Source organism: Paenibacillus sp. LC231 (genome assembly GCF_001860525.1).
Classification (GTDB): Bacteria; Bacillota; Bacilli; order Paenibacillales; family Paenibacillaceae; genus Paenibacillus_AQ.
Genome location: NZ_JFOM01000037.1, coordinates 397,875 through 419,456, shown reverse-complemented (window position 1 = coordinate 419,456; position 21,582 = coordinate 397,875). Strand labels below are relative to the sequence as shown.

Genomic DNA, 21,582 nt, shown 5'->3' with positions numbered 1-21,582 from the left:
CAATGACTTGTACCGCTGGCGAATGCCTCAGGCCAACTCTATGAAGCTGTTTGTTTTACTTCTTTAGGTTGTTAAGTTCATCCAAGACAGGTTGTACAAGAGACTGCTTGCTTTCAACCCATTTTTTCCAGTTTGCTTCCAAGTCTCCTTCTTGGAGGATCAGGTTGGTGTACTCGTCTGCATAAGCGAAAGTTGCCTGATTTTTGGCTTTGGAATCATAGAGCTGAACATCCCATTCATACAGGGCCAGCTTTCCGCCTTCCTTGCCCAGCTTCGCTTTGTTCTGGTAATGCTTGATTGCCGTATCGCGGTATTCCTGCTTGATTGCCGGGTTAATCATGCTGAAGTCGTCGCCCAGCAGGTAGAGACCTTCAAAACGGCCAGGGTATTTATCTTCCAGCGAGGTTCCTTCAGGAAGCAGGCTGATCAGCTCTTTGTTATCTCCGTACTTCCAGTCTTTTCCCTCGAAGCCCATGTTCAGCGTCATTTGTCCTTCTGTAGTTGTGGAATACTCCAGAAGGTCCATGATGCGTTCAAATTTGGCTTCGCTGATGTCTGGCGAGAAGATCAGTGCCGACCAGAAGTTAACCTGCTCCAGGTTACGGTATTTCCCGTCATCACCAAGTACGATAGCGGTGTGAACAACTTCATCGCTGTTCAGGTTCAGGTTCTTTTTCATGTCTTTATCCACATCGTTACGGTAGGAGGCCAAACCGCCGAGACTCATAACAGCAGCCGTGCCGTTAACCCGGAAGTTGTTGCTGCCTTCGCTGTTTTTCCATGTGTAGTATTCAGGATTGAGAAGGCCTTCCTTGTAGGCTTTCTGCATCAGCTTCAAACCGGTAAGCGTCTCAGGATCGGCAGGACCCCAGTGGTATTTGCCGTCTTCGCCTTTATAGAAAGCGGACTCGACACGGGAGTGCTCGCTGTTTGGCATCATGATGTTGGTCAGGACATCGTCGGCATTGTAGGAAATCGGAACAAGCTTGGATCCGACTTTGCCCGGGTCTTTTTCTTTAACCAGACGTGCGTATTCCATAATTTCACTTGTTGTATAAACGTCCTTGATTTCAAAGTTGACTGCTTTCGCCCAGTCACTGCGGATTGCAATAACACCAATCTGGTTGGTGAGCGGGTCTGCAGGCTTGTTCTCGTAATAAACGGGTCTAGGCAAAAGATACGTTCCGCCGGTCAGCTCTTCCAGCTTATCGCCGAGACCTGTCAGTTTGTAAGCCGCCGCCACGTTTGGCCAGCGTTCCTTCCAGTCATCTGGGAATTTGTACAGAAGGCCTTGATCAATGTAATTCATAGCATCGCCGTGAACATAGTTCCAGGTAGCTACATCGGGCAAATCGCCAGAGTTGATCCAGAGTCTAAGCTTCTCGCCCCAGGAATCCCATTCGATAAAGTTGTAATCCCACTCGATGTTGTACTTGTCCATCCAGAACTTGTGGAACTCGTTGTCCATCGCGCCGTCTTTGAGCGTAACGGTGCTGGCTACTGAAATCTTCAGCTTTTCTTTGTAATTGCCATTCTCGTCTTTCTCGTTGCCGCCAGAAGATTCCTTGCTCGAGCACGCCGTCACCATGATCATGCTCAGACAGAGCAGCATGGTAAGAATGGATTTTGCCGACAGCTTTTTGTTCGTTTTCATGTTTTACCCCCATGAATAATCAGATTTTTGTTGAAAAAAATCTATGCATCAATCAGGTCTTGATAGCCCCTGTTAATACCCCTTTGGCAAAATGTTTCTGAAGCACCGGGAAGAAGCACATAATCGGCACCATGGTGACGAATACGGCCGCCATTTTCATACCTGTCGAGAAATTGGCCTTTCCTACGGAATCCACGCTGGCAGCATTGGATGCATTGGTCTGCGATTCCACGATGATGGTCCGGAGCACGTTCTGCAGCGGAAGCTGGTCGGCCTTTCGGAGGAAGATCATCGCGTCATACCAGCTGTTCCAGTAAGCAACGCCGTAAAACAGCGTGATGGTGGCTATGATCGGAGCGGCCAGCGGAAGAACGACCGAGAACAGGATTTTCCATTCCCCGGCACCGTCAAGCCGTGCGGATTCCATAAGGGACTCCGGCAGGCCCTGGAAATAGTTCATCATCAGGATCATATTAAAGGCACTGAAGCTGCCAGCCAGGATAACGGACCAGAGTGTTCCGGTTAAATGCAGTGATTTCATGATGAGATAGAGCGGTACGATACCGCCGTTGAATATCATGGTGAACAACACCAGCATAAAGATCAGCTTTTTGCCGGGAAATTTATTACGGCTGAGTGCGTACGCCATCGTCACGGTTAAAAACAGACTGAGCGGCAATCCCACAATCAGAAGTTTGAAGGTGTTCCAGTAACCGGTCAGGATGCTTCCGTCAGCGAACAATGCCTTGTAATTTTCGAGCGTGGGGTTCATGGGCAGCATCATAAGCGGGTTGTCCGCGTATTCCTTAGGCGTAGCGAACGAGATCATGATGACGTTCCAGAACGGTATCAAAATCAGCAAGGCAAGTACCAACAGAACGGTGAACAGAATGTAGTCAAGCGGCGTCATTCTTTTCTTGTTTTTGCGCGTTTTTCGCGCTTTCGGTTGTGAAGCTATCGTGCTCATTCCTTTTCCACTCCTTTCTTAACGGAATAAACCGTCTCCGCCCATTTTTTTAGCAACCCTGTCCGCAAGCAGGAGGAGAACCATGTTGACGAGCGATCTGAACAAGCTGACCGCTGTGGAGAACGAGAAGTCCGTTGACGATTGGAAGGTAATCCGATAGATGTAAACGTCGAGTACTTCCGATACGTTCTTGGTTGCGGCGTTCGCCAAGTTGAAGATTTGGTCAAATCCGGAGGACATCAGTCCGCCCACCGAAAGGATGAACATAATCGTAACCGTCGGCATAATGTTGGGCAGCGTAATTCGGAACATCTGCTGCATTCTTGTGGCTCCGTCGATCTGAGCCGATTCGTACTGATCCTGGTCAATACCGGAGATGGCAGCCAGATAGACGATGGCACCCCAGCCGGCGGACTTCCAGATATCCGTCATCAGGATCATCGGAATGAACGTGCCTTCGGACCCCAGGAAGTTAATGGTCGGCAGTCCCAGCAGCGCCAGGGTGCTGTTCACAAGCCCGTCATAAGACAGAACGTTGATGACAATCCCGGATACGATAATCCATGACAGGAAGTGTGGGAACGTAAGCACCGTCTGGAATGCTTTTTTCATTCGTCCCATCCGAAGCTCATTGAGCATGAGTGCAAGTATAATCGGGACCGGAAAGGTGATGGCAAGCTTGATGATATTGATGTAAAGTGTGCGCCATACGGCGTCGATAAAGGTCGGGTCCCGGAACACGTATTTAAAATTCTCGAAACCGACCCACGGGCTACCCCAGATACCCATGTTGGCTTTGTAATCCTTAAATGCAAGGGACAGGCCGCCCATCGGCAGGTAAGCAAATAACAACAGCCATATCAGTCCGGGAAGAAGCAGGGTATAGATCATTCGGTGTTTTTTAATTTCGGACAGAAGTTTATTAAACTTCGAACGTTCGGTCGGTTTTTTGTCAGGCCCTAAGGCTGCAGGTTTCAAGTGGCATCTCCTCACTCTTCTTGGGTCTTGTCGTAAAAAAGAAAATCAAAGGCTGTCTCTAGGTGCTCTTCCCAGAACCGCCATTCATGTGCTCCTGGTCCTTCTACATAGCGAAAGTCGGATCCGGTTTGCCGCATATATGCTGCGAATTCCCTGTTCATTCCGATAAAGGGATCCTCGGTTCCGCAGCAGCAGAGGATGGGAGGGAGCTTGCCGGTCTCTTCCAGTCGTTGTCTTGCCAATGCGTAGAGATCCTGGCTAGGCTGGATTTCCAGCTCCGGACCGAATACGGCCTGCATTTCCTTGAGCATACCGGGAGGCATGTCCATATCATGGATTCGCTGCCGAATATCGGTTACACCGGATAACGAAACGGCTTTTGCGTATCGGCCCGGATAAGTGAACGCGCATTTAAGCGCTCCGTATCCGCCCATGGACAAACCGGCGACAAAGGTTCGGGCCGGGTCCGTATTCAATTGAAACAGCCGGCTGCAGAACTCCGGAAGCTCCTTGGTAATGTAATAAAAATAGTTAAGCCCATACGTCATATCGGTATAATAGCTTCGGTTTGCCTCCGGCATGATGACTGTGCAGTTGTATTTGTGTGCGTATAGCTCAACGGTAGTCAGGCGTTGCCAAGTGCTTGCGTTATCGCCTGCTCCATGAAGAAGGTAGAGCGTGTTTTCCGGCGGCTTGCCTGAGTCAACGGGCGATACGACATGGATGCTTGTCGTCATGCATAAGGTAGGCGACCCGGTCTCTATCGTGATATGCGCCATATGTAACCCCTTTCATTATCGTGTGATTTAGGTAAGGTGGCTCAGGTATCTATTGACCGATTATTTCGATATAAAAACCGAGACTGCTGAAGATTCCTGTCAGTTCAGTAACTGAAGAAGATAAAACGTTATATTTAGTTTTATGAAAGCGATTAATCGAATCGTTTCGATAACATCATAATTCCACTCCATATCTTCTGTCAATATAGTATTTCGAAAAAATGGTTTTCTGTGTCAAATTATGTCGAGTGGGCCTGTTTTTCTATTTTACCTCCCGTATTAGGTGGAATATGAGCAAGGAAAACGCTTCCAATGTATTGAGCTATATATATATTTCATTAGAACATATTTAGCTGAAGGGATTATAAACTGTTGAAACGTTTCTATCGAAGTTGAAACATGTTATTCTGGAATTGGATATATGAATAAATAAAGCGAAGACCTTTTCAGGACTGCGACCTATAGGCTGCAGTTAAAATGACTATCGGATAGGAGGTAAATCCATGTCTAATCGATTATCCGGCTTTATTGATTACATTACAGACAGAGGATTGCAGGTGCACTCAACCCGGGTACGTCAAAGCGGCCAGCTGTGGGAAAAGTTCGATTTAACGGAGGACAAGCGGCGTGTCCAACATTCCATCAGCAAATCCTTTACCTGTATGGCCGTTGGCCTGGCAATTGAGGAAGGTAAATTGTCTCTGGACAGCCGTCTGGGTGAATTTTTTAATGATAACACCTCGGTAAATGGCAACCTTGAGCCGTCTTTGGATCCCGGTAACATTACACTATATAATCTGCTTCGAATGTCCTCGGGACATGATTCGCCGCCGTTATGGGCAGATGAAAGAGCATCCTTGAAGGAGAAGGATTGGGCTAAGTACTATATGTCTCTGCCGCTTGACCGGAAGCCTGGTGACATTTTTACATACAGCAGTGGCGATACGTTTATGATCTCGGCTATGCTTCAGGCAGCTACAGGGGAAACGGTAAGGGACTATCTGACTCCCCGCTTGTTTAAGCCCCTGGGTATAGAAAATGTCATGTGGGAGTCATCCCCGCTGGGTGTTACGCTGGGATGTGCGGGCTTATCCATCAGCAATGAGGAACTCAGCATCTTTGGCCAACTTCTTCTGCAGTATGGACTATGGGAGGGGAAACAGATCGTACCTGAATCATGGATCCGATTTGTGACCGGCAAACAGATCGATACGAAGGGCAGTCCAGACTGGGCTCAGGGTTATGGCTGTCAGTTTTGGATGAGCACTCATGATGCTTATCGTGCTGATGGGGCATCCGGCCAGCTATGTATAATTCTACCTCGTAAAGACGCAGTCATTGCGGTGAACAGCCAGGAAGACCGAATGCAGGAAATCATGGATGCTGTTTGGACGGAAATTTATCCGTTGTTGTAGAGGATTACCATGAGATTCACATGAAGGGGATCCCAATGTCCATTGGACACGGGGTCCTTTTTTTGTTCCGATACCGTTGTTCCCTGAACGTGAGCAGGTGCCCCTAAAGGCTTTTTTGACATGGAGAACCTCATTGATGAAGTGAAACATTCTGCATCTTGCCATTCCGATCATGGTCATTACGAAGTGTCTTTGACCAGGGATCGGAAGGGATATTTTTGGGAGTGCTTAGCTTTAAAATAACGGTTGACAGGAGGATGTATTTCATATATCTTAATATTAAGTTAAGTCGCTATATAAAAGTTAGTTGATTGAAAGGGGTAAGTTAAAAGTGTCTAAACGTTAGCGAAGATGAAGCGGGTTAATTATTCTATATGTATATATCTTTAAATTAAGATATCGATTAACGGTGTCGATGGATTTCTATAAATTATGAAAATGAAAAATAAAATGGAGGCGAATAAAATGGCTATAGATATTGGATTGTTGTTACTTCGTTTGGTGGTTGGTTTGTCGTTCATGGCGCACGGCGCGCAGAAGCTGTTTGGATGGTTTGGCGGTTACGGGCCGAAAGGGACCGGCGGCTGGATGGAATCGGTTGGCATTAAGCCTGGTGTCATGATTGCGGTGTTGTCAGGTCTGATGGAGCTGGTTGGCGGGTTGTTGTTTGCGGCTGGATTTCTCACGGTGCTTGGGGCAGCGCTGATCACGCTGACGATGCTGGGCGCAATCGTGAAGGTGCATGGCCGGAACGGGTATTGGTCTACAGCGAATGGGTACGAGTACAATCTGCTGTTGATCGCAGTCGCAGTTGCACTGGTATTCACGGGTGCAGGCGCATATTCGCTTGATGTGGTAATCTTTAACTAATCGATGATGGAGGCGTGCAGATATGGGTGATCTGACAACATTAATTAAGAGCCGGAGATCGGCTAATCTGTTTATGGAAGGGATTGAAATCCCGGATCAGGATTTGAATGATATCTTTAATGAGGTTAAATATGCTCCTTCGGCTTTTAATTTACAGCACACGCACTATGTGGTGGTTAAGGATCCCGATATCAAGCACAAGGTTTACGAAGCCGCCAACAAGCAGCATAAGATACTTACCGCGTCGGCCGTCATCGTGGTGCTGGGGAATCAGCAGGCCTACCGGGAAATCGGGAGAATGAATGAGGGTTTTCTGAATTTGGGCGTGATCGACAAGCTTGAATATGACATGACGGTTGAATCCGTCACGAATTTTTATGAAGCGGGCGGAGAATCCTTCATGAGGGATGAAGCCATCCGCAATGCCAGCCTATCCGCGATGTTAATGATGATGGTGGCTAAGGACAAGGGGTGGGATACCTGCCCGATGATCGGTTTTGATCCCGAGATTCTGCAGAAGAAACTGAACATTCCGGACGCTTATGTGCCCGCCATGCTGATCGCGATCGGCAAGGAGGACGCAAGAAAGCCACGTCCCCGGGGCTATCGCAAGCCGGTATTGGAATTTGTAAGCTATAATCAATTTTAAATGATGCATAATATGAGAAGGAGCTCCCGCTGCAGGTCTTTAGATCTGGCAGGAGCTTTTTTTTTTTCATCTACAATGATAAACATTCCCCTCTGTTATGACGATGATGAATATAAAGAGATCGGTGCAGCGCCAATCCTACATACGATTGTATTCGTTATATATGGAGGTGAACGAAATGAAGACGAGGAAGAGGCCATATCTGCGATCCGGACAGATCCTAATTATGGCTGTCATGACGATGATGTTAATGGTGGCATGCACGAAGGAGGTGCCGGGATCCGTATCCGTACAGCAAAATAGATCGACCTCCGCCACGCCGAGCGCAGGAGAAGCCGGGAATGCATCGGAAATGCCGCCGCCAGCTAGGGAGAGTTTGCGTACGGCATTCCATTCGGAAGAGCAAAGCCATCACCAGGTTAAGCAAGAAGTAGAGCCGCCAGCGGGGGAGTCCAACCATGATCCGATTGAAGCGGTTCTCAACATGTATGAGGCGCTTCAGGCTAACGATTCTGCATCGTATTTCCGTCATGCTGACATTGCGAGTGTCCGTATGTCCCCCGCCATGCTGAAGGTGCTGTTCGAAGAGGCCGGCAAACGTGAGGTGAGACCGGAACGATTCAAGCTTTTTGATAAGGAGGGGCTGGATCGGGAAAGTCGCCAGCTGCTATCACTTACGTACGGCAGCCAGGCCGAGGTTGTGCTGGAGGAGCTTAGTCAGGGCGATCATAACCTATGGTTTGTGACAGCGTTCCCTGATGGGCTTAAAGTGGTGGAGCAATCCACGATCTACCCCGGGGCTTATGAGCTTGGAAGAGAGGCGACAATGGAAGAGCTTATCGCGATAGAGATCCGGCATACGGCGGAAGACAGGACATTTCTCGCAGCAAAAGCGAAGCAGCCTGTATGGAATCCGGTGCAGACCGTTTCCTTGCTGTATCAGGCAGCACAGGCGGAGGATGCGGAAACCTTTTATGCGATGTCGGGTGGAGACGAGGGATATTTTTCGGGTCAGTACGCCCGGGACATGGTGGAATTTACGGAATGGATGAGAGCTTTTGAAAGCGTGCAGCATATTTCAATCGAATCGGTTCCGCAGGAGAATTTGGCTGGGAGTTACAGAGAAGAATATAATAAAAGCTTTGGCGACGCATGGCAATTCATTGTGGCTTGGGACCCGAAGGATGAAGCAGGATACCAAGGGACATACTGGATTATGGCGCCAGGCGAAGACGGAATTCGATATGTGGTTAAGCAGACGCTTACTGCCAATCTGGAATCCTTTTTTAGATGAAAAGTGAATACATACATAAACCTTAGTAAACATAGAAGCCCCGCTCATCAGAGCAGGGCTTCTATGTTATCGTCATGACCTTGGCAAATTACGGCTGAAGATTTTGGAGCATATCCATCGTTTCGTTAATTTTAGTGATGGTTTGAACGATGTTGGAATTCTGGAAGTCGGTCACTCCGTTCTGGATTTGATCCATATAGCCGTTGATGTCGGTCAGCAGCGTGTCGTTTAAACCGACCAGCTGTTCATGGATGGACTGCGCAAAGGCAGGGGCATCAATGCCATTAAACTCCGAAATCCGGGTTTTCATCGCCTCGAGCTCTTGGGTCAGCGTTTCCTTGGCATCTGTATTCGTGGCGGCCTGCTGGGCAAGCTCCGGAATGGATTCGGCAAATTGGGAGGTTTCATTAATAAAAGTAGTGGCTTCTTTCGTATAATCCAACGAATTGTTCACGCTGTCCACCAAGGAACAGCCGGAGAGAACTCCCAGAACAAGTGAAATCAACAATAATCTTTTGATCATTTCTCATCCTCCTGTCGTCTAAACGCAGTTCTTATACGTTGTATACGTATGGCAAGGAGAATGGTTGTATTTTTTTCGCAGTCTCCTTTCAGGATGATTATGTATTAGACAAAAAAATCGATGCACAATGGCTCCGAGGGGGTTAAGTATCGAATTCTTATTTTTTTGCCAGAAGCGCGAATACCCCGCAAGCCAAAATGGCTGCGGAGCAGGGTTGAACCAGGGCGCGCGTATCGCAGGTCGATTGCATTTTTCACGATGATGGTTAGTAGTTCAGGATAGAAGCAGGAACTGCAGGCCAGATTAGATCTGTCTTGCTTCCAGTCGTTTGGCGATGACGGACAGAAGATAATTCAGCGTGAAGTACAGCAAGGACGCAAAAACAAGGGCGGGTATAACATAGTCATAGCTGGAACCGCTAAGAATCTGCACATTGCGCATCAGCTCAGGCAGTGAAATGATCACGGCGAGCGATGTGTCTTTAATGAGCGAGATGAACTGGCTCACCATGGGCGGGGACATTCGGCGCAGCGCCAGCGGGAGAATCACGTGCCGCAGTGTCTGCATATAAGAGAGACCTGAGGCCCGGGCCGCTTCAATCTGGCCTTTATCCACCGATACGAGGCCGCTGCGGACAATTTCGGCGATCATGGCTCCTTCAAAGATGCTCAAGCCGACGACGGCCGCCCAGAAGGTGGGGATTCGAATCCCGGTCTGGGGCAGAACCATGCCGATGAAGAAAATGATCAGCAAGAGCGGCAGATTGCGGATTATATCCACGAATATGGCCGTTGTCCTCGACAGGAAGGGTGTTTTCGTATATCTCACGGTCCCGAGCACGGTTCCAATGATGAAGCTGAATACAATGGATAAGCCGGCAACCTGCACCGTGATCCAAAAGCCTTGAAGGAGATATCGCAGATTCGGCCAGGAGTACGCACCGATAAAATCCATCTCATGCCACCTCCTGTTTATTAGGCAAACTTGCGTTTAACGTCAATTGCTTCTCGCAAAGCGCCGTTCCATGTAATGGACGGCCAGGCTGAGCGGTATGGTCAGGAGCAGGTAGAACAGGGCCACAAACGTATAGACGGGAATGCCTTTAAAGGTGCTCAGGTTAATCAGATCGGCATAATACATCAGGTCCAGTCCGGCGATAACGCCGAGGACCGAGGAGTTTTTGACCAGATTGATCAATTGGTTGCCGATGGCCGGCAATACGATTTTGATCGCCTGCGGAAGAATGATGTAGCGCATATTCTGGATATAACTCAACCCGGAGGAGCGAGCCGCCTCCGACTGTCCGGAGGGTACCGCCTGGATCCCCGCCCGAATGGCTTCGGCAATGAAGGCAGCCGTATACACCATTAGCCCAAGCGTACCCGAAGTAAACGGGTCCACCGGTATGCCGAGAGAGGGCAGGCCCAGGAAAAAGAAAAAGACAACCACCAGTAGCGGAATGTTGCGGATAAACTCAACATAGATGGCGCCGATGGCTTTCAATATGCGGAATGGGGCAATCCGCAGGATGGCGATCAAGGTGCCCAGCACCAGGCTGCCGATCAGCCCAAGCAGGCTGGCGAGAATGGTCTGGCCCAGGCCAGCCATGAATTGATCCCAGTGCTGGACCAGAATGTTAAAATCCCACAAGGTCAAAATGCCTCACCTCCAATGGGGGATGATGGTCGTTTAGCCGGTCAAAAGTAGCCAGGCTGTTCCGCCCGATAATAGGGAGGAACCTGATTGGAGCCATGACAACTTAAGCCCGGCCGACCATTACATGCTTGCGGTTATTCCGGTTTTACGCCCATCCATTGCTCATACAGTTTGTCGTATTCGCCGCTATCCTTCAGCTCCTTCAACAGCTCGTTGACGGTTTTCACGAACTCCGGATTCCCTTTTTTGATGGCCATGCCGTAGGGTTCATCCGTAAAGTTGCCGCCGACCAGCTCAAAGCTCGGGTCCTGCTGCTGCATCCCGAGGAGGATGGAATTGTCGGTGGTCAGGGCATCGCCCTGTCCCGCTTTGAGGGCGGTGAAGGCGTCCTGATAGTTCTCGAATTCGAGAATGACCGCGTCGGGCGCTTTCTCGCGGATGTTTTGCGCAGAGGTAGAGCCCTTTACGGTAAGCACCTTCGTATCCTTGTTCAGGCTTTCCAGACCCGTGATCGGGCTTCCCTTCTTCACGAGCAGCGATTGGCCGGCTTCAAAATACACATCGCTGAAGTCCACCTGCTCCTTGCGCTCCTCCGTGATGGTCATCGTGGCGATAATGATGTCAATGTCCCCGTTCTTCAGCATGTCGATCCGGGTTTTGGAGGTAACTTCCTTGAGCTCGACCTTGGTTTCGTCACCGAGAATTTTTTTGGCCAGCGCTTTGGCGATGTCGATATCAAAGCCCTCCACATTGCCGGTGGCAGGGTCCTGTAGTCCAAACAGCTTCGTATCATATTTCACACCGGCTACAAGTTTGCCGCGTTTCTTGATTGCCTCGAGGGTGTCCGTATTGCCGGAGCCCCCACATCCGGATGCGACCAGCATGATCACTAAAGCTAGCAGGGCCGCGCTCCACCTGAAGGTCCTCGTCAATCTTTTCTTCATACACCAGATCCCCCTTAAAGATATGAATTCTCTTAATAAGCAAGCTCCTAAAGAGCCAAGCGGCATTTTCTTTCCGCCCCTACGCACCAAGTCCGGGTTAGTGATGCAGCAGGCGGCTCAGGAACGCCCGTGCTCTTTCTTCCCGCGGCTGATTGAAAAAATCGGAGGCGGGCGCATCCTCGATAATCCGGCCTTCGTCCATAAAGACGATTCGATCCGCGGCTTCGCGGGCGAAGCCCATCTCATGGGTAACCACGGCCATGGTCATGCCTTGGTGGGCGAGTGAACGCATGACATCCAGCACTTCGCCGATCATCTCCGGGTCGAGTGCGGACGTCGGTTCATCAAACAGCATAATCTTCGGGTTCATGGTCAATCCGCGGGCAATCGCAACACGCTGCTGCTGGCCGCCCGAGAGCTGAGAGGGATAGCTGTCCGCTTTGTCCGCAATTCCGACTCGCTGCAGATACGTCATTGCTTTTTCCGTTGCCTCCGCTTTGGACATTCCCAGCACCTTCATGGGCGCGAGAATGATATTGTCGATCACCTTTTTGTGCGGGTACAGGTTGAAATGCTGGAAGACCATCCCGATATTTCGCCTGAACGTATTAATGTCGATCTTCTTGTCATGCAGCTTGACGCCATTCACGACAAGCTCGCCATCCGTAATGCTTTCGAGCCGATTGATGCACCGCAGCAGCGTGCTTTTACCTGAGCCGGAAGGTCCAACGATGACAACGACTTCCCCCTGGGAAATGGTCAGGTCGATTTCTTTCAGAACATGGAAGGTTCCGAAAAATTTGTTGACGCGGCTAAATTCAATCAGTAGAAATCCCCTCCTATTCACTTCGAATTGGACGCTTGCATCATGTAAGCTTGTGTCCTGTCTTGGTGCCAGGCCCTTTTTACACTGGTATGGCAAAGGGAGCTTGTTCCATGCCACTTTTAGGAAAATTTAGTATCCAAGCGGTGGGGAGTGAGATATAATAGGGGGCGTATTCATATGAAGGAGGCAACATGGATAAACGTGCAAAAATAACCGAAATCGACCTGGTTCGGGGCTTTGCGATGATGGGCGTGCTGATGGTGCATGCGACGTCGTTCGCCACAGTTCAGATGCGCGGGGACGATTTTTTTGGCTTGTATAACTTCCTGAACATATTCTCGAAGGTTGGAACGACAACCTTCATATTCCTGAGCAGCTTCGTGCTGTTCTATAACTATTATCACCGTCCGTTCAAGGGCCGTGACCTTGCGCGGTTCTTCAAAAACCGGCTGATGTATATCCTGGTGCCGTACCTGCTGTTCTCGGTGTTATTCTTTACGGTGGCCTGGTATCATCGCGGAGGCGAGCCGAATCTGGCGGCAATGCTGGAGAGTTTCTGGCCCAAGCTGGCAACGGGGAAATCTTACACGCACTTATATTTCATCTTCATTAACATCCAGTTCTATCTGCTGTTTCCGCTCGTGCTGATGCTGCTGAAGCGATTCCGCGGCTTCGCGGCGGTCTGCGTGCTGGTCGGCATTGGATTGCAGTGGTTGTTCTATATCGGGAATGATGCCTGGTGGGACGTAACGAACCGGAACAGCTGGTCGCTGTCGTTTCTGTCGTATTATTTTCTTGGGGCGTGGATCGGCATTTATTATGACCGGGTCAAGGATTGGCTAACTTCAACGCAGTTTGCCGCAAGACCGGCGCTGCGGAAGCTGGGCTGGATCGCCCTTTGGGCAATATGGCTGGGCGCCGCGCTGGTGCATATCGGCCTTCGATACAATCAGCGGCTGCTGGGGACGGAGTATCATCCGCTGCTCTACGATGCCTTCTGGAATGTGCATACGTTGACAACCGCACTGGTCATGCTTCAGGTTGCTCTTCATTTCGGAAATAAGAGGGCGTGGTGGTTGAACGGGTTCAGGCGGCTCGGCGTGTATTCCTTCGGTGTGTATCTGGTACATCCGCTGGTGCTGCTCCTCTACCGGGACTTTCCTCCGCAGACGGAGAACTCCTGGCTGCTGCTGGCGTGGTATGCTGGCGGTCTTATCAGCGCACTGGCTGTCTCGTATATAGTGGTGTACAGTATGAGTCGTCTCGGGAGCTGGACCTGGATCTTTTTCGGTAAACTGCCGGGCGGCTTGCGGAAGGGAAGATCACCAAGTCAACCTGTTCCCGCTCAGCCGGTTACGGAGGTTTCATCGTAAGTTTGATAAGTGGAAAGGTGCAATCCTCGAACAGAGGATAGCGCCTTTTTCTTTTGGCCGATGGCCGATATTTCAGAATGATTCCCTGATTTTCGGAATGGAGCTTATTGCCCAGCATGACATGTTATATTTTGACTGATGTTTGGCCTGTAGAACGAATGTCGCCGTTGATATGGACAGGTCAGTTACATTCGTTACAGACATGGAAGCGAGGGAATGCCAATATGAATGATAGCAGAAATCCTTTGGTAAGCGGTTTTGTTAAGGCGGGCGGCAAACGCGTGGTGAATGGGGACGGGCAGGAAATTCTGCTGCAGGGAGTCGGACTTGGCAGCTGGCTGCTGCCGGAAGGATACATGTGGAAAATGCCGGAGCAGGGAGACCGTCCGCGGCGCATCGAAGGCATGGTCAGGGATCTGATCGGCGAGGAGAAGGCGGCTGCGTTCTGGGAGACCTATTACGAGCGTTATATCACCGAAGCCGATATCCGGCAGATCGCTTCGGAAGGCTTCAATTCCATTCGAGTACCGATCAATGCGAGGTTCATTATGGAGGAAGGGCAGCACCCGCCTTTTGTATATCATGAAGGTCATCTGAGGCTCATTGATCAGGTGATCGATTGGTGCAGGACGTATTCGCTGTATGTTATTCTGGATTTGCATGGCGCGCCCGGCGGACAGACCGGGGCCAATATCGACGATTCCGAGCGGGATTTGCCGGAGCTGTTCACGGATCGACGGAACGCGGAGCGAACCGTGGCACTGTGGCGCTTGTTGGCGGAACGCTATAAAGATGAGTGGATCGTGGCCGGTTACGACCTGCTTAACGAACCGCTGCCCGACTGGTTCAGCGAGTACAATGACCGGGTGATGCCGCTGTATAAGGAAATCACCGCGGCTATACGCGAAGTGGACAAGCGCCATATGATCATTTTGGAAGGCGTCCATTGGTCAACGGACTGGAGTATTTTTGACGACAAGTTTGACGATAATTTGATGCTGCAGTTCCATAAGTACTGGAATAATCCCGATACGGAGAGCATTCAGAAGTATCTGGATTTTCGCGAAGAATGGAATGTGCCGATCTTCATGGGTGAAGGCGGCGAGAATAACCCGCAGTGGTATACGGGCGCATTCCGAATGTTTGAGGACCATAACATATCCTGGAACTTCTGGACCTGGAAGAAGATGAACACTCAAAACTCACCTTTCTCGATTCGCATGCCGAAAGGCTGGGAGAAGCTGACGGATTACCTGGAAGGTGGAGAGAGGCCCTCTTCCGCTGAAGCTGAAGCGATTCTGGGCGAATTCCTGGATCATCTTCCGCTGGCAGCTTGCGATGCTTACCCGAACATATCACGGTCGCTGCTTCGCCGGCTGCCCATTCAGATTCCGGCGGAGTTTTACGGATATCGGGGCGAGGGCCTTTCTTATCATGTAGAGACGAAGGCCAGCCAGGATATCGGCTTCCGGATTTCTGACGGCGTTCCGATGCGAATGATGACGGGCAAGGCAGAGAAACCAAGCTACGCTCCGGAAGGCGGCAAGCCGTGGGCGGAGGACAACCTGGTATGCGTACAGCTCCGGGAGGGCGATTGGCTTGCTTATGATGCGCTTTGCGCTGGTGCAGGCATCTTTCATCTGGACATTCGGGCCCTGATTCCCGAGGGAACGGTGGATATTATGCTCCAGATCGGGGACCGGGAGCCTGAGCTTATCTCCTTGTCTGACTCTGGCGATGGACAGTGGGACATCCATAGGGTGGCTGCGGCTATGCCGATTGAGGAAGGCCCCGTGGATCTGGTGTTTATGGTGAATAAAGGCCGCATCGAGCTGGATTGGCTGGAATTTATCGAAGCTCGTTAAAGTGATATGGTGAAGGGGAGATGGCGCTGTGACGGAACAGGCTGCAATATCAGAAGGGTTGTGCCAATGGCTGGATGGCTCGGATCTGGAGTTGAAACATTATGAAGCGATGATGCTATTGAGCGTAACCGAAGAGGGATGGCCGCATACGGCCATGCTCAGCGTAGGGGAGGTGCTGGCCTTAGACCGGAACCGGCTTCGACTTGCATTATGGCAGGGAACGGTTACGACTGGCAATCTTCTTCGCACCGGACAGGGCACATTGGTGGCAATTCATGATGGAGCGGCACATTATGTTCGGCTGCGCCTTCAAGCGCTTCCCGATCTGCCGGATGCCCGGCATCCGCTGCAGCGTTTTGAAGCCAAGGTCGTGGCTGTTCGGGAGGATATCGCGAAGTATGCGGATATTACATCGGCCGTGAAGTTTCAGCTGCACGACCCGGAAGGAGTCCTGCAGCGCTGGAAGGAAACGCTGGAGGAATTGCGAAAGTAAACGTTTACGCGTTAAAACGCTGCTCTGGGTACAGCTCCCGGCATATGCCGGGAGTTGTATATGCTTGCTCGTGCTTAATCGGAATGATGCCGAATAAAATAACTTTAATTTTTCCGCAGAATCTTTTGCATTGGTATTTGCTATCGGCAGTCAAATGTGTTAAGATATGAATATCGAAATCGACCTGAATTCACATATTGTAGAGGGTTGTCATTTCTGGTAACCTTGTGCAATATGTGAATTTTTTTATTCCGTCTGCGAAGAAAAAAGGTCATGTAAATATATATCAAGGAGGATTCCCCCATGCAAACAGGAACTGTTAAATGGTTTAATGCTGAAAAGGGCTTTGGTTTCATCGAAGTTGAAGGCGGTAACGATGTATTCGTTCACTTCAGCGCGATCCAAGGCGACGGCTTCAAAACGCTTGACGAAGGCCAACGCGTTGAATTCAACATTGTTGAAGGAAACCGTGGACCACAAGCTGAGAACGTTGTTAAATTGTAATTACAATTGAAGACTGCCCTTAATGTGCGACATTAAGGGCAGTTTTCTTTTATACGGCGTTTCTATTTTCTAAGACGAGAATAAGGAGGAGCGTTCATGTATTCGCGTAAAAACTCGATGGAGAGTATTCCTGAAGAAATAACGGAAGTTTGGGCATGCACTAAGGAAGACTGCAAAGGGTGGATGCGGGACGATTTTGCGTTCGACACGGAACCGGTATGCCATTTGTGTCAATCCCCTATGGTCAAGGAAACGAGAAGCCTGCCGCAGCTAGTTAATACCAATAAACAACAGAAATCTCTGGCTAAGGGGATTCAGATCGAGCGCAAATAGCAGCTAATACCTAGAGAAAGCGCTGGGCAAACACAAATTCTTCTTGAAGCTACCTTCGGATTTTATGGTAAATCCGTCTATTTCTGTTTCATTGGAAGGAGAATGGTTAGTAATACGTGTACCCTTTCATTCTGATTCAGAATGATTTTACGGATAAGGGACGCAAAATTCAAAGGAGTGAAATGTATTGAACACGCAAACCGAGGTACTGAAGAGGAACATTGACAACATGATCATCCAGGATAACCAAGGCGGCTTGAACGATCAGGAGAAATTCATCATGCAGAAGCTGATGCGTGAGAAATACCAACAGGAACACGAAAGCAAACAGGAACAACGTGAGGAAGACAAAGGGGAATAACTGGGAAACCGTTTGATATACGTGACCAAAAACGATAACGCCGCCACAAGCGATCCGATGGAACGCTTGTGGCGAAAGATCGTTAGAGCAAGAGGAAAGGCATGAATGGCAGCTGTGGAGGCTGCTGTCCATGCCTTTTTTTTGTGTCTGGAAGAGTAGAGAGCGCAATATTTCGTTTTTGGGTTGCATTTTTTCGTGAATGGCGAAGTGTACCCGAAAAATGAGCCCCTTGAAACGAAATCTGAAACCTTTCGTGCAGAGAAAGGACGATCTACAATATAAACATAAAGAATGTAAAGGTTTTCAAAATGATAGGATCAACCTGGAGGTCATAACCATGCAAAATCAACTTCATGCCGACGTTTCCGAAACCGGTGTCGGTCCCTCAATGGAGCCTTCTGTACAGAAGAAGCTTGACAGAAAGAGATGGCTCAGAAAGCTCTACGGCCAACGACATCTTCAAATTATGGCGCTGCTCGGCGTTGCGTGGATGATCATCTTTAACTACATACCGATGTACGGTGTCATCATTGCATTTAAGGAATTCAATATCGTGAAGTCCATCGGCGAAGCGCCATGGGTAGGGCTGGCGCACTTTAAGGAGTTCTTCTCAGACGAGGACTTTACGAACGTTATGCGGAACACGCTCGGGATCAGCTTGCTGAAGCTGTTTATCGGATTTCCGCTCCCGATCATTTTTGCACTCTTTCTGAACGAAATCCGGTCTGTTCGATACAAGAGGACTATTCAGACGATCTCTTATCTGCCTCACTTCTTGTCATGGGTCATTCTGGGCGGCATTCTGATGACCTGGCTGGCGGATATCGGGATTATCAACAATATTTTGATGGCTCTGCATATGATCGATGAGCCGATCACGTATCTGGCCGAACCGAAATATTTCTGGGGAATCATTATCACCTCGGATATATGGAAGGAGCTTGGGTGGTCCGCGATTATCTATCTGGCGGCCATTGCCAGCATTTCGCCTGAAATGTACGAGGCGTCGACGATTGATGGCGCAGGTCGGTTTCAGAAGATGTGGTACATCACCCTTCCCAGTATCAAATCGACCATTTCCATCCTCTTCATTCTTGCAATTGGTGGTGTGCTGAACTCCAACTTCGATCAGATTTTGGTGCTCCGGAACTCGCTGAACGAAAGCGCGAGCAACGTCATCGATATTTTCGTGTACCACACCGGGATGCAGAACGGACGTTACTCCTACGCGCAAGCCGTTTCATTGTTCAAGTCCGTCATTGCGATTATCCTGCTGTTGATCGCGAACAAGGTGACCAAAAAACTGAACGACACATCACTATTCTAGCGAGACCAGCCAGAAGGGAGACGAATAATCCATGTTTAAACGCAGAACCAAAGGCGAAGCCTTCTTCGATATATTCAATAATTTCGGCATGCTGATCGTATGCTTTCTGACGATCTACCCGATCTGGTACGTGCTGGTAAATGCCTTCAATGACGGGCAGGACGCCATGCGCGGAGGAATCTACTGGTGGCCGCGGATGTTCAGCCTCGAGAATTTCAGCGCGGTGTTCCAGAGCTCCGGCATCATGACGGCGATGGGCATTACCGTAGCCAAAACCGTCATTGGTGTGTTCATCCATGTCCTCTTCACCGCCATGGTGGCTTATGCATTCTCGCGGAAGGGTCTGATCGGCGGCAAATTCTATATTTTGCTCGGAACGGTGACGATGTTTTTCACCGGCGGACTAATTCCGACTTATCTGTTGATCAAGGATTTGAATATGCTCGACAGCTTCCTGGTATACATTATTCCGTTCATGTTCAGTTTCTTCGACCTCATCATTTTCATGACCTTCTTCAGGGAAATTCCGGACGGTCTGGAGGAGGCGGCGAAGATTGACGGGGCTAATGACTGGTCCATCTTCCTCCGGGTTGTGCTGCCGGTATCCATGCCGGTTATCGCGACGATTGCCTTGTTTCATGGGGTGTTCCAGTGGAATGACTATTTCACCGGCGTCATTTATATCAACAATACGGATCTGCAGCCGATCCAGACGTATCTGTATAAAGTCGTCGCACAATCCAGCTCCAATCAGATGATGGCACAGGTTCCGGGCGGCGTGTCCAAGACGGTCACTTCCCAATCGATCAAAATGGCGACCATGGTCGTGACGACAGCGCCGATCGTATTCGTCTATCCGTTCCTGCAGCGATATTTCGTCAAAGGGATGATGATCGGCTCCATTAAAGGTTGAATCACAAAATGTTCGTTGATGTTTCCTTCCCATCTCCCGGAGAGACCCGGGGTGGGGAAAACTTACCGGTAGCTTCTCTTGCCTAATCCGGCGGGAGTTCTATATAATCATATTTTTAAATAAGAAAAGGGGTAAACACATGAGCAAGATGCTTAAGCCAAAGAGCCTTCTGTTGTTGATGTTCGCACTGGTCATGGCCTTTACAACAGCATGCTCGTCCGGCGGTGATAATAGCGCGTCGGAAAAAGAGGAAGACAAACCGGCAGAAGAAGTAAAATTGACTCAGGATCAGCCGGGATGGGAAGTCGATACCTCCCCGATTACGTTTGATTGGTACATCAACTTCGCCTGGTTCCCGAACAAATGGGGCGAGGACATTACGTCGCAATACGTAACGAAGAAGACGGGGGTTAACGTCAACTTCATCGTACCGGCAGGGAACGAAGTCGAGAAGATGAATACGATGATTGCTTCCGGCACACTGCCTGATTTTATTACGCTGGGATGGTATGAAGACGCTGTCAAAAAAATGATCGAAGGCGACCTCGTTCTGCCGCTGAACGAATTGGCCGACCAATACGATCCGTATTTCTATAAAGTAACCGACCCTGCGAAGGTGTCGTGGTACACCAAGGATGACGGCAATATTTACGGTTATCCGAATGCCTCCTCTTCACCGAAGGACTATGAGAAGTTTGGCGATAACATTACCTCCAACCAAACGTTCTTGGTCCGCAAAGACATGTATGAGGCGCTCGGAAGCCCGGATATGCGCACTCCGGAAGGTTTCCTGAAAGCGCTTGAGGACGCCAAGAAAATGTTCCCGGACGTGAACGGACAGCCGCTCATTCCGTTCGGATTGCATGATTTCCATGAAAAAGGAAACAGCTCCCTCGAGGGCTACCTGCAGAACTTCCTTGCCATTCCGCAGGATAAAGACGGAAAGCTGTACGACCGCAGCACCGATCCGGAATATGTAAGATGGTTGAAGACGTTCCGTATGGCGAATGAAAAAGGTTTGATGTCCAAGGATATTTTCGTGGATAAACGTCCGCAGATGGAAGAAAAAATCGCACAGGGCCGCTATTTCGCGATGCTGTACCAACGCAGCGATATGGCGAACCAGCAGAACGCATTGTATGCAAACGATCCGAACTCGGTCTACATTGCAGTGGACGGACCGGCTAACTCCAACCTGGATCAGCCGACCTTGTCGGGTCCTTCGATCTCCGGCTGGACGGTAACCCTCATCTCCAAAAACGTAAAAGACAAAGCGCGCGCCATTCGCTTCCTGGATTACCTGATCTCCGAAGAAGGCCAGCGTGATACTTACCTCGGCGAAAAAGGCGTGACATGGGACATAATTGACGGCAAAGATCAATTCCTGCCCGAGGTAGCGGAGCTGCTGAACAGCGACCGCGGGGCATTCGATAAGAAGTATGGAGCATCCCATACCTTCTGGATGATGATGGATAACAACGTTACGCAGCCTTGGATGCCTGCTGCCGTCGAGCCGTTTAAGCAGATGGAAGACTGGACTCGCGGCAAGACCCAGAGCTTCTCGCAATTCGATCAGTTGGATCCGGATGCAAGCTCCGAGGAAGGCATCATTAACGACAAGGTAATGAACGAGTGGGGTAAAATCCTGCCGAAGCTGATCTTTGCTAAAACGGATGCCGAGTTCGATCAAATTTGGAACGATTACCAAGCGAAGCGTGAATCCCTCGGTTTCGCGAAAGTTCAGGAATTCAGACAGAAAGAATACGAAGAGAACGTCAAGAAGCTTGAGGAATTCCTGAAGTAAGGATGATCCGCTCAGGCGGATGAACAGAATAAGGACTTAAGGTACCTTATTATC

General features: G+C 49.6%; 22 protein-coding genes. 13 read left to right on the top strand and 9 right to left on the bottom strand.

Annotated elements, in window-relative coordinates; translation table 11 throughout:
* Positions 1 to 55: 55 nt before the first annotated feature.
* From AK95_RS23045 to AK95_RS23030, 4 genes are read right to left on the bottom strand one after another with little or no spacing between them, the layout of a single operon-like run.
* Complete coding sequence (locus AK95_RS23045) at positions 56 to 1,654, bottom strand: type 2 periplasmic-binding domain-containing protein (protein WP_071222244.1); 1,599 nt, start codon at positions 1,652 to 1,654, stop codon at positions 56 to 58.
* A 52-nt stretch (positions 1,655 to 1,706) separates the two neighbouring features.
* Positions 1,707 to 2,621, bottom strand: coding sequence for a carbohydrate ABC transporter permease (locus AK95_RS23040; RefSeq protein ID WP_071222243.1), 915 nt, complete (start codon positions 2,619 to 2,621; stop codon positions 1,707 to 1,709).
* Positions 2,622 to 2,639: 18 nt separating this feature from the next.
* Positions 2,640 to 3,599 (bottom strand): ABC transporter permease, encoded by a 960-nt coding sequence (locus tag AK95_RS23035; protein WP_071222242.1) that lies wholly within the window; start codon positions 3,597 to 3,599, stop codon positions 2,640 to 2,642.
* A gap of 11 nt (positions 3,600 to 3,610) precedes the next feature.
* On the bottom strand, positions 3,611 to 4,378 hold the full coding sequence (locus AK95_RS23030) for an alpha/beta hydrolase (RefSeq protein ID WP_071222241.1): 768 nt from the start codon (positions 4,376 to 4,378) through the stop codon (positions 3,611 to 3,613).
* Positions 4,379 to 4,881: 503 nt separating this feature from the next.
* On the opposite strand from AK95_RS23030, the gene AK95_RS23025 reads away from it, so the two are divergent.
* The 4 genes from AK95_RS23025 (at position 4,882) to AK95_RS23010 (ending at position 8,606) form a co-directional block, all read left to right on the top strand.
* Complete coding sequence (locus AK95_RS23025; RefSeq protein ID WP_071222240.1) at positions 4,882 to 5,793, top strand: serine hydrolase domain-containing protein; 912 nt, start codon at positions 4,882 to 4,884, stop codon at positions 5,791 to 5,793.
* 465 nt (positions 5,794 to 6,258) lie between these two features.
* Positions 6,259 to 6,663: a DoxX family protein gene (locus AK95_RS23020; protein WP_071222239.1), complete on the top strand. Its 405-nt coding sequence runs from the start codon at positions 6,259 to 6,261 to the stop codon at positions 6,661 to 6,663.
* A gap of 22 nt (positions 6,664 to 6,685) precedes the next feature.
* Entirely contained in the window at positions 6,686 to 7,312 is a 627-nt protein-coding gene (locus AK95_RS23015) for a nitroreductase family protein (RefSeq protein WP_071222238.1), read from the top strand.
* Positions 7,313 to 7,490: 178 nt separating this feature from the next.
* On the top strand, positions 7,491 to 8,606 hold the full coding sequence (locus AK95_RS23010; RefSeq protein WP_235613208.1) for a hypothetical protein: 1,116 nt from the start codon (positions 7,491 to 7,493) through the stop codon (positions 8,604 to 8,606).
* Between the two features lie 88 nt (positions 8,607 to 8,694).
* Here the strand turns inward: AK95_RS23010 and AK95_RS23005 are convergent, their stop codons facing one another.
* From AK95_RS23005 to AK95_RS22985, 5 genes are all read right to left on the bottom strand, one after another.
* A complete protein-coding gene (locus tag AK95_RS23005; protein ID WP_071222237.1) occupies positions 8,695 to 9,129 on the bottom strand; it encodes a DUF6376 family protein in 435 nt (144 codons plus the stop codon).
* A gap of 303 nt (positions 9,130 to 9,432) precedes the next feature.
* Positions 9,433 to 10,083 (bottom strand): amino acid ABC transporter permease, encoded by a 651-nt coding sequence (locus tag AK95_RS23000; protein ID WP_071222236.1) that lies wholly within the window; start codon positions 10,081 to 10,083, stop codon positions 9,433 to 9,435.
* A 42-nt stretch (positions 10,084 to 10,125) separates the two neighbouring features.
* Positions 10,126 to 10,785, bottom strand: coding sequence for an amino acid ABC transporter permease (locus tag AK95_RS22995; protein WP_083397713.1), 660 nt, complete (start codon positions 10,783 to 10,785; stop codon positions 10,126 to 10,128).
* 134 nt (positions 10,786 to 10,919) lie between these two features.
* Complete coding sequence (locus tag AK95_RS22990; protein WP_071222235.1) at positions 10,920 to 11,729, bottom strand: ABC transporter substrate-binding protein; 810 nt, start codon at positions 11,727 to 11,729, stop codon at positions 10,920 to 10,922.
* Between the two features lie 97 nt (positions 11,730 to 11,826).
* Entirely contained in the window at positions 11,827 to 12,576 is a 750-nt protein-coding gene (locus tag AK95_RS22985) for an amino acid ABC transporter ATP-binding protein (RefSeq protein WP_162487631.1), read from the bottom strand.
* A 170-nt stretch (positions 12,577 to 12,746) separates the two neighbouring features.
* Between AK95_RS22985 and AK95_RS22980 the strand changes: the two genes are divergently transcribed.
* From AK95_RS22980 to AK95_RS22945, 9 genes are all read left to right on the top strand, one after another.
* On the top strand, positions 12,747 to 13,928 hold the full coding sequence (locus AK95_RS22980) for an acyltransferase (RefSeq protein ID WP_071222234.1): 1,182 nt from the start codon (positions 12,747 to 12,749) through the stop codon (positions 13,926 to 13,928).
* Positions 13,929 to 14,152: 224 nt separating this feature from the next.
* A complete protein-coding gene (locus AK95_RS22975; RefSeq protein WP_071222233.1) occupies positions 14,153 to 15,793 on the top strand; it encodes a glycoside hydrolase family 5 protein in 1,641 nt (546 codons plus the stop codon).
* A 28-nt stretch (positions 15,794 to 15,821) separates the two neighbouring features.
* A complete protein-coding gene (locus AK95_RS22970; RefSeq protein ID WP_071222232.1) occupies positions 15,822 to 16,286 on the top strand; it encodes a hypothetical protein in 465 nt (154 codons plus the stop codon).
* A 303-nt stretch (positions 16,287 to 16,589) separates the two neighbouring features.
* Entirely contained in the window at positions 16,590 to 16,790 is a 201-nt protein-coding gene (cspD, locus tag AK95_RS22965; RefSeq protein ID WP_006207896.1) for a cold-shock protein CspD, read from the top strand.
* A 96-nt stretch (positions 16,791 to 16,886) separates the two neighbouring features.
* Positions 16,887 to 17,123, top strand: a complete 237-nt coding sequence (locus AK95_RS22960; RefSeq protein ID WP_071222231.1) for a cold-shock protein — start codon at positions 16,887 to 16,889, stop codon at positions 17,121 to 17,123.
* Between the two features lie 187 nt (positions 17,124 to 17,310).
* Positions 17,311 to 17,484 (top strand): hypothetical protein, encoded by a 174-nt coding sequence (locus tag AK95_RS34580; protein WP_181469830.1) that lies wholly within the window; start codon positions 17,311 to 17,313, stop codon positions 17,482 to 17,484.
* Positions 17,485 to 17,821: 337 nt separating this feature from the next.
* Entirely contained in the window at positions 17,822 to 18,811 is a 990-nt protein-coding gene (locus tag AK95_RS22955) for an ABC transporter permease (protein WP_071222230.1), read from the top strand.
* 31 nt (positions 18,812 to 18,842) lie between these two features.
* A complete protein-coding gene (locus AK95_RS22950) occupies positions 18,843 to 19,724 on the top strand; it encodes a carbohydrate ABC transporter permease (protein ID WP_071222229.1) in 882 nt (293 codons plus the stop codon).
* A 139-nt stretch (positions 19,725 to 19,863) separates the two neighbouring features.
* Positions 19,864 to 21,528: an extracellular solute-binding protein gene (locus AK95_RS22945; RefSeq protein ID WP_201259423.1), complete on the top strand. Its 1,665-nt coding sequence runs from the start codon at positions 19,864 to 19,866 to the stop codon at positions 21,526 to 21,528.
* The last annotated feature ends 54 nt before the right edge of the window (positions 21,529 to 21,582 follow it).